Source organism: Xanthomonas cannabis pv. cannabis, assembly GCF_000802365.1.
Classification (GTDB): Bacteria; Pseudomonadota; Gammaproteobacteria; order Xanthomonadales; family Xanthomonadaceae; genus Xanthomonas; species Xanthomonas cannabis.
Map to the genome: position 1 here is coordinate 1 of NZ_JSZE01000218.1, position 1,104 is coordinate 1,104.

A 1,104-nucleotide genomic window follows, 5' to 3' on the forward strand; every position below is an offset into this window, starting at 1 on the left:
GCTGTAGGCGGTGCCACGCGTGGCACCGGGCACCGTGGTCGGTGCGACCACGACTTGCGGGGCAGCGATGGTCAGCGCATAGCTGCGCGAGGCCTGCGCGGCCGGGCTGGGCGTGCTGTCGGAGGCAGTAAGGGTGAAATTGAACGTGCCCGCCACGGTGGGTGTGCCGCTCAGTCCACCGGTCGCCGCATCCAGCACCACACCGGCCGGCAGGGTGCCTGCGCTCAACGCATAACTGTAGGGCGCAGTACCGCCGGTGGCCGGAGTGATGGCCGCGGTGTACGCCTGCCCGGCCGTGCCCGCAGGCAAGGTGGATGCAGGCAGCACCAGGGTCGGGCCAGCTACGGTCAGCGCATACGCCTGCGTGCCGGTGAAGCTGTTGGCGTCGGTCGCCTGCACGGTGAAGTTGAACGTGCCTTCCACCGTCGCCGTACCCGACAGCGTGCCGTTGCTGGCCAGGGTCAGGCCCGCCGGCAACACGCCGCTGGCAATCGCGTAGGTGTACGGCGCGGTACCGTCACTGGCGCTCAGTGCCTGGCTGTACGCAGTGCCACGCGTGGCACCTGGCACCGTGGTCGGTGCGACCACGATCTGCGGTGCCGCGATGGTCAGCGCATAGCTGCGCGATGCCTGCGCGGCCGGGCTGGGCGTGCTGTCGGACACGGTGAGTGTGAAGTTGAACGTGCCCGCCACGGTGGGTGTGCCGCTCAGTCCACCGGTGGCCGTGTCCAGCACCACACCGGCCGGCAGGGTGCCTGCGCTCAACGCATAACTGTAGGGCGCAGTACCGCCGGTGGCCGGAGTGATCGCCGCGGTGTACGCCTGCCCTGCCGTGCCGGCCGGCAAGGTGGATGCGGGCAGCACCAGATTCGGGCCGGCCACGGTCAGCGCATATGCCTGCGTGCCGGTGAAGCTGTTGGCATCGGTCGCCTGCACGGTGAAATTGAATGTGCCTTCCACCGTCGCCGTACCCGACAGCGTGCCGTTGCTGGCCAGGGTCAGGCCCGCCGGCAACACGCCACTGGCAATCGCGTAGGTGTACGGCGCGGTACCGCCACTGGCGCTCAGTGCCTGGCTGTAGGCGGTGCCACGCGTGGCACCGCC

Annotated in this window: 1 protein-coding gene; it reads right to left on the minus strand. The window is 69.7% G+C overall.

All coding sequences use genetic code 11. The features are described from left to right. On the minus strand, window positions 1-1,104 hold a 1,104-nt coding region (locus OZ10_RS20155), incomplete at both ends, for a putative Ig domain-containing protein (RefSeq protein ID WP_039566891.1).